This window comes from Streptomyces sp. NPDC059456 (assembly GCF_042750055.1).
GTDB lineage: Bacteria > Actinomycetota > Actinomycetes > Streptomycetales > Streptomycetaceae > Streptomyces.
This window is the reverse complement of record NZ_JBHYVA010000445.1, coordinates 1-7198: the sequence shown is the minus strand read 5'-3', so window position 1 is coordinate 7198 and position 7198 is coordinate 1. Positions and strand designations below refer to the sequence as shown.

The window sequence follows — 7198 nt, the reverse complement described above, 5'->3', positions numbered from 1 at the left end:
GACCCTCTCGGTGTGGGGCGGGGGGGGTGTTTTTTTTTCTCCCCCCCCCGTGGGCGGGGGGGGGGGTCCTACTCCGGGGCGCCCCCCGGGGGCCCCCCCCCCCTCGCCGGACCGGATTTGGCCGGTCAGGATGACGGAAAAGGCGGCGGGATCCTCTCCTCGCTCGGACTGGTCGACCCGGCAGCCGGATCCCGTACGAAGGAACCGGCTGCGGCACCCGCCGCCGCACCCCCGCGGCAGGCCGGGGAGCGCCCGGGCGGACGCTCGCGGCCCGGCCCGTCCGAACAGCCGCGCACGGAATCCCGGTGCGGCCCCGAACTCTCTTCGCCGCAAGGCCTGGAGGCGCAGACCTGCGTGCTCGCGGGCGAGGGCCGGACGTGGGGGCGGAGCTACTACCGGAACACCAGCGGACGCGCGCTGGACGCCGTGTTGACGATGATGGGGCCCGCGGGACGCACGGTGCAGATCCGGTGCGCGGTCGGGGCCGGCGACGAGCCGGGGCTGTGCGAGACGCCGCGCGAGGACACGGCGGGGGCGCCGGACGCCTACTCGGCCGTTGCGGAGTTTGCAGTTCCGGATGATGAAGGGCGGCTGCTGCTGAGGTCCGGGAGCAACTCACCGGCACCGGCCGACGGTTGAACGACGGCGTAAATGGAAGGGCCCGGTCGCTGGCGACGGGGGATGCACCAGCGACCGGGCTACAAGAACCGTAACAAGAGATCGCCTGTTCGCAAATTCGATCTCTGATATTCAGACACCGATTTGCAGGCGATTAGCGGGAGTTGTGACCCCAGTCACCGCTCCTGCGGGGCCTCGGCGGTCAGCTGAGCGTGACCTGGCGGTTGGTGAGACCACCGCGCGCCCGGCGCTCCTCGGCGGTCAGCGGGGCGTCCGCGGCCAGGGCCGTGGCCAGCCGCTCCGCGAACTCGGCCGCAGGCTTCTCCACGTCGTCGGCGCTCACTCCGGTGGGCAGGTCCCAGACCGGGACCATCAGGCCGTGCGCCCGGAACGAACCGACCAGTCGGGTGCCTTCGCCGAGCGAGGAGGTGCCCGCGGCGTGCAGTCGCGCGAGGGCGTCGAGCAGCTTCTCCTCGGGGTGCGGCATGACCCAGCGCAGGTGGTTCTTGTCCGGGGTCTCGCACCAGTAGGCCGCGTCCACGCCGGCCAGCTTGACCGTGGGGATGGCGGCGGCGTTGGCGCGCTCGAGGGAGGCGGCGATCTCCGGGGAGGCGTTCTGAGCGCTCTCGGCATCCGGAATCCAGAATTCGAAGCCGCTGTGCACAACCGGCTCGAAAACGCCGTCCGTGTCCAGGAGATCCTGAAGTCGCGGGCCCTCGGCGGAAACCCGGCGGGCCGGAATCGGAGTACCCGGTTCCGCGACGAGCGCGCGCTCCAGGGTGTCGGCCATGTCCCGGGCGAGGTCCCCGGTGGTCGAGTCGTTCTGGAGGCCGAGCAGGACGGACCCGTCCTCGCGGCGCAGCGCCGGCCAGGCCATCGGCAGGACGGTCACCAGCGTGACGGACGGGACGCCTTCGGGCAGGCCGCCCTTGAGCGTCAGCGGGATGGTCGCCGCGGGGACGAGCTCGCGCAGCGCCACCCAGTCGCACTCGCCGGGCAGGCCCTCGAAGGGGCGCGCCACGTGCTCGGTGACGGCGTGTGCGGCGGCTGCGCCGTGGCAGGCCTTGTAACGGCGCCCGGATCCGCAGGGGCAGGGCTCGCGTGCGCCCACCACCGGGATCTCCCCGTTCTCGATCTGCGGCTTTGCAGTCTTCGCTGCGGGGCGCTTCTTGGCCATCGTGGGTGTCTCCCGGTTGCGGCGGTACGGCGTGGTGTCTGGGCGCGAGCCTAGCCGTTCGTACCGCCGCAACCGGGAGGGTGCGGCCGGGAGCACGGTCGGCGTGCGCTCCCGGCGGCCGCTCGTTCGGACGGCCGGAGTTGCCGTCGTCGCCGTCGGTTACGGATGGAGGTCGTCGAAGGCCGTGCTGAAGTCGATCGCCGGGGGCGCAACGCGCGTAGCGAAATCGTCGTGCCGGGGCCCGCACGCAACGGTCACCCATACGGTGACCTCGCCCGCCGCACCGTCCCGGACACCCCAGTCCTGGGCGAGGGCGCTGATGATGTTCAGTCCCCGGCCGCCGCGCGCGGTGACCGAGGGCGTGGCCGGTACCGGGCGGGTGGGGCCGCCGCCGTCCGTGACCTCGACCGTCAGCCGCCCCGCGTCGTCGATGCGCCATGCGGCGCGTATCTCCCCGTTCCCGATCTCCCCGGCGCCCAGCGGCCTGCCGTGCCGGCAGGCGTTGCTGAGCAGTTCGGAGAGGATCAGTACGGCGTCGTCGACGACCGATTCGGACACCCCGCTCATCCGCAGTTGCTCGCGCATGCGGCGTCTCGCCTCGCCCACGCCCGCAGGACCATGGCATACGTCCATGCACGAAGACGTGGGCACTTCCTGTGCCACCACCAACGCCACCCCCGGAACCTCCTTAGCCCCACGCCAAGATCTGGATGCCCCAATGGCCTGGACCGGAAACCGGCCCGGCAGAGCCCTCTGACGCATTCATGACGAGCGGTTGCGGAGCGGATGCGCCGGTGCACACCCTGTCACCGGTGGGGTCTCCGGGACGGGTGGGCAAACCGGGACGTCAGCGCCCGAGCTGGGACAGAACTTGGCGCGGCCTGTTCGTGATGATCGCCTCCACACCCAGATCAGCGCAGAGCTGAACGTCTTCCGGCTCGTTCACGGTCCACACGTGCACGGCGTGGCCGGCGCCCTGGAGCTTGCGGATGAATCCGGGGTGGTTGCGCACGATGCGCATCCCCGGCCCCGCGATCCGCACCCCGGCCGGCAGCCGCCCGTCGCGCATCCGGGGTGAGATGAACTGCATCAGGTACACGGTCGGGACCGTCGGCGCGGCCGCCCGCACCCGGTGCAGGGAGCGTGCGGAGAAGCTCATGACGCGGACGGGGTGCGGGCCCTCGGCGGGCGGGGCGTCCAGCCCGAACCGCTTGAGGAGGAAGAGGAGGCGCTCCTCCACCTGTCCGGCCCAGCGGGTCGGGTGCTTCGTCTCGATGGCGAGCTGCACCGGCCGGCCGGCGTCGGAGACCAGTTCCAGCAGCCGCTCCAGGGTGAGCACGGAGGTGCGCTCGGGGTCGGCGTCCCAGTCGGGGGACTCCTCGCGGTCCTTCCAGGAGCCGAAGTCGAGGGCGGCGAGGTCGGCCAGCTCCAGGGCGGAGACGGCGCCGCGGCCGTTCGAGGTGCGGTTGACCCGGCGGTCGTGGACCAGGACCAGATGACCGTCGGCGGTGAGGCGGACGTCGCATTCGAGGGCGTCGGCGCCGTCCTGGATGGCCTTGCGGTAGGCGGCCAGGGTGTGCTCGGGGGCATCCTCCGAGGCGCCGCGGTGGGCGACGACCTGGATGGGCGGCAGTGCGTGGGTCACCGGGTCATGGTGCCACCGAGAAGGCCTCCGGTGTCGGGCTCCGCCCTTGCGTATGTGCCCGAAATGCCGGATATAAAGAAGGAGGGAGACGCACAGGTCCGGCTTACAGTGCTCTGACGGGTCATGGGGAAGGCTTTTCCCAGGAACTTGTGCGGCACGTCGAACGTTCAGTCGGGCCGAGTCGACAGTTTTAACGAAGCCGTGTGTGACGAGGAGAAGAGCGCTGTGAGCACCGAGAACGAGGGCACCGCGGCCCCGAAGCCCCCCGCGGCCCCGTCTGCACCCCCGGTGGCCGCTCCTGCCCCCGAGACGTCCGCGCCCACCCCGGCCGGCGGGCAGCCCGCGGAGCCGGTCACCCAGCAGTTCCCGCCTCCGCCCGCGCCCGGCACGGAGCCGACCCAGCAGATCCCGCCCGCCCAGGCCCCGGCACCGGCCTACGCCCAGGCCCCCGCGCCGCAGGCACCGGCACCGGGCGCACACGGCGCCGAGGGCTGGCCGCCCCCGCCGCCCGCCGTCCCGGCGTACGGCTCGGGCGGCGGCCACGGCGGCGCGGTGTGGGGCGCACCCCCGGCCGCCGGCGGAATGCCGCCCGCCAAGCCGAAGGGCAAGGGCGGCCTGATCGCCGCCGTGCTCGTCGCGGCCCTCCTCGCGGGCGGCGTCGGCGGAGGCATCGGCTACTGGGCCGCCGAGCGCAACGACAACGGCATCGGCTCGACCACGATCACCGCCGGCAACACTCCCAAGGACCTCAAGCGAGAGGCCGGCTCGATCGCGGGCCTGGCCGCGGGCGCACTGCCCAGCGTCGTCACCATCGAGGCCTCGGCCGGCGACGGCGAGGGCGGCACCGGCACCGGCTTCGTCTACGACCAGCAGGGCCACATCCTCACCAACAACCACGTGGTGGCCTCCGCCGCGAACGGCGGCAAGCTCTCCGCGACCTTCTCGGACGGCAAGAAGTACGAGGCCGAGGTCATCGGCCGGGCCCAGGGCTACGACGTGGCCGTGCTCAAGCTGAAGAACCCGCCGGCCGGCCTCAAGCCGCTGCCCCTCGGCGACTCCGAAAAGGTCGCGGTCGGCGACTCGACCATCGCCATCGGCGCCCCCTTCGGTCTGTCCAACACGGTCACCACCGGCATCGTCAGCGCCAAGAACCGCCCGGTGGCCTCCGGCGACGCCTCCGGCGGCAAGAACTCGTACATGAGCGCCCTGCAGACGGACGCCTCGATCAACCCCGGCAACTCCGGCGGTCCGCTGCTCGACGGGCGCGGCGCGGTCATCGGCATCAACTCCGCCATCCAGTCCGCCGGCAACAGCGGGTTCGGCGGGGGCCAGGCCGGTTCGATCGGCCTCGGCTTCGCCATCCCGATCAACCAGGCGAAGAACGTCGCCGAGTCGCTGATCAAGACGGGCAAGCCGGTCTACCCGATCATCTCGGTCTCCGTGGACCTGCAGTCCAAGACCGACGGCGCCAAGATCTCCGAGCAGGGCGCCCCCGCCAACGACCTGGTCGACCCCAACGGTCCGGCCGGCAAGGCGGGCCTCAAGCCCGGCGACGTGATCACCCAGTTCGGCGACAAGCCGATCGACAGCGGCCCGACCCTGATCAGCGAGATCTGGACGCACAAGCCCGGCGACGTGGTGAAGCTGACCTACCTGCGCGACGGCAAGTCGACCACCGTCGACATCACCCTCGGCTCGCGGGTCGGCGACAAGTAACGAGGACCGACCCGGCCGGGAGCACCGGCTTGATGGTGAGGGGCCGTGGGCGCGAATACGCCTACGGCCCCTCCCAACGTCCGCTTATGCTTCCCTTGTGTTCGATTCGCGGCACATACGCACTTTCCACGAAGTGGTCGCCTCCGGGTCGTACTCGGCGGCCGCCCGCGCCCTCGGGTACACCCAGCCCGCCATCACCCAGCAGATGAAGGCGCTCGAACGCGCCGTCGGCACCCCGCTCTTCACCCGGGTCGGCCGGAAGATGCAGCTCACCGAGGCCGGCGAGTCCATGGCCCGGCACGCCGAGTCCATCCTCGGCAGTCTCTCCGCCGCCGAGGCCCAGCTCAAGGCGTACGCCCGCCTGCGCACCGGGCGGGTCCGGCTGTGCGGATTCCCCAGTGCCAACGTCACCCTCGTCCCCGAGGCCCTGAGCGACCTGGCCAAGGACCACCCGGGCATCCAGGTGGAGCTGTTGGAGGGGGAGCCCCCGGAGTCGCTGCGCCGGCTGGAACGCGGGGAGTGCGACATCACCCTGGCCTTCACCTACCCGGGGCTCCACGAGGAGATCCCGGACGAGGTCGCCGAGGTCAGACTGATGGAGGACCAGCTGACGGTGCTGCTCCCGACCGGGCACCCGCTGGCTCGCCGGCGGGCCGTGCACCTGGCCGACCTCGCCGAGGAGCGGTGGATCGCCGGGTGTCCGCGCTGCCGTGCGAACCTGTTGCACGAGTGCGCAGAGCTGGGTTTCGTACCCGACATCCGGTTCGCCACGGACGACAACCTGGTCGTGCAGAGCATGGTCGGACAGGGGCTCGGCGTGGCGATGATGCCCGCCCTCGTGCTGCCCTCCCTCTCCCTGAGCAAGGTGTGCGGACGGCCGCTCCAGCCCGCCGCGCGCCGGCACATCGCCGCGTACGTCTACCGCGACCATCTGCGGATCCCGGCGACCTCCGTGGTCCTCGACGCGCTGAGGCAGGTGGCGGCGAATCGCGTCGGCTGCTGACCCGATCGATTTCTCCCTCGAATTCATAAGCAGGGCTTGGGATTTCAGGTGAGAACTGTCGTTGGACGTGATGGGTCGGCTGTTCGACGCTGCCCGTATGACCACCACTACGCCGGCCCGTACGACCGCGAGGATGGCCGCCCTCGTCCGTGAGATCCGTACGGTCGTGGACCGGGGGCTGGCCCCGGACCTGACCGCCTACCTCGTCGGCGAGCGTCTCGCCCCGCACCTGGGCACGCCCGACCTGCTCACCCCCGGGCAGCGCGAGGGCGACCCCGACCGGTACCGGCAGCACGTCCTGCACGCCGAGCCGGACGGCAGCTTCTCGGTGGTCGCGCTCGTGTGGCTGCCCGGCCAGGAGACCGCCATCCACGACCACGTCTCCTGGTGCGTGGCCGGGGTGCACGAGGGCGAGGAGAGCGAGCTCCGCTACCGGCTGGCCCCCGCGGCGGGAGAATCCTGCGCCCGGCTGGTGGAGACCGAGCAGGTGGTGAACGGCCCCGGCGACGTCTGCGGGTTCGCCCCGCCCGGCGACATCCACAAAGTCCGCAACTCCTGTCGCACCACGGCGATATCCCTGCACGTCTACGGAGCCGACGTCATCCGCCTGGGCAGCAGTGTCCGCCGCGTCTACACGCTCCCCACCGACTGATGGCGCTGCTGAACCGCCCCGCGCGCGGGGCGGAACCCGTCAAGGACAAGAAGACCGGCCCCGGTCTTGTTTCACGTGAAACATCCTCCTCCTGGCCGGGGTTGGGGATGGCGGCCGCCGGTGTGCTGGTGGCCTGGTGCGCGCACCGGCTGGTGCCCGCGGTGCCCATGCTGACCGCGTCGGTGGTGCTCGGGATCGCGGTGGCCCATCTCCCGGGCGTACGGGAGGTCGTACGCGGAGCAGCCCGCCCGGGCCTGTCCCTGGCCGGACGGCGGCTGATGCGGATCGGCATCGTCCTGCTGGGCCTCGGCCTGGGCCTGGACCAGGTGCTGCGGCTGGGCTGGGCCACGGTGGCGATGGTGGCCGCGGTGGTCGCCGCCCCCTTCT

The 7198-nt window shown here is 71.8% G+C and carries 8 protein-coding genes; 5 read left to right on the top strand and 3 right to left on the bottom strand.

Annotated elements, in window-relative coordinates; all coding sequences use genetic code 11:
* The first annotated feature begins 117 nt into the window (after nt 1-117).
* On the top strand, nt 118-639 hold the full coding sequence (locus ACFXA3_RS29770; RefSeq protein ID WP_385191663.1) for a hypothetical protein: 522 nt from the start codon (nt 118-120) through the stop codon (nt 637-639).
* 181 nt (nt 640-820) lie between these two features.
* Here the strand turns inward: ACFXA3_RS29770 and ACFXA3_RS29765 are convergent, their stop codons facing one another.
* The 3 genes from ACFXA3_RS29765 to ACFXA3_RS29755 all read right to left on the bottom strand — a co-directional run bounded on the left by ACFXA3_RS29765 (nt 821) and on the right by ACFXA3_RS29755 (nt 3440).
* On the bottom strand, nt 821-1795 hold the full coding sequence (locus ACFXA3_RS29765) for a DUF5926 family protein (RefSeq protein ID WP_385191662.1): 975 nt from the start codon (nt 1793-1795) through the stop codon (nt 821-823).
* A gap of 159 nt (nt 1796-1954) precedes the next feature.
* Nucleotides 1955-2557, bottom strand: coding sequence for an ATP-binding protein (locus ACFXA3_RS29760; protein WP_385191661.1), 603 nt, complete (start codon nt 2555-2557; stop codon nt 1955-1957).
* Between the two features lie 85 nt (nt 2558-2642).
* Nucleotides 2643-3440: a glycerophosphodiester phosphodiesterase gene (locus tag ACFXA3_RS29755; protein WP_385191660.1), complete on the bottom strand. Its 798-nt coding sequence runs from the start codon at nt 3438-3440 to the stop codon at nt 2643-2645.
* A gap of 225 nt (nt 3441-3665) precedes the next feature.
* On the opposite strand from ACFXA3_RS29755, the gene ACFXA3_RS29750 reads away from it, so the two are divergent.
* From ACFXA3_RS29750 to ACFXA3_RS29735, 4 genes are all read left to right on the top strand, one after another.
* Entirely contained in the window at nt 3666-5156 is a 1491-nt protein-coding gene (locus ACFXA3_RS29750; RefSeq protein ID WP_385191658.1) for a S1C family serine protease, read from the top strand.
* Nucleotides 5157-5253: 97 nt separating this feature from the next.
* Nucleotides 5254-6159, top strand: coding sequence for a LysR family transcriptional regulator (locus ACFXA3_RS29745; protein WP_385191657.1), 906 nt, complete (start codon nt 5254-5256; stop codon nt 6157-6159).
* Between the two features lie 97 nt (nt 6160-6256).
* Complete coding sequence (locus ACFXA3_RS29740) at nt 6257-6811, top strand: cysteine dioxygenase (protein ID WP_385191656.1); 555 nt, start codon at nt 6257-6259, stop codon at nt 6809-6811.
* Nucleotides 6811-7198: putative sulfate exporter family transporter (locus tag ACFXA3_RS29735; protein WP_385191654.1), on the top strand; the 388-nt coding region annotated here is incomplete at its 3' end. The genes ACFXA3_RS29740 and ACFXA3_RS29735, both read left to right, overlap by 1 nt.

Coding starts and splice junctions, on each gene's coding strand:
- ACFXA3_RS29765 (WP_385191662.1), bottom strand. CDS start 1,795: ATGGCCAAGAAGCGCCCCGCAGCGAAGACTGCAAAGCCGCAGATCGAG.
- ACFXA3_RS29760 (WP_385191661.1), bottom strand. CDS start 2,557: ATGCGTCAGAGGGCTCTGCCGGGCCGGTTTCCGGTCCAGGCCATTGGG.
- ACFXA3_RS29740 (WP_385191656.1), top strand. CDS start 6,257: ATGACCACCACTACGCCGGCCCGTACGACCGCGAGGATGGCCGCCCTC.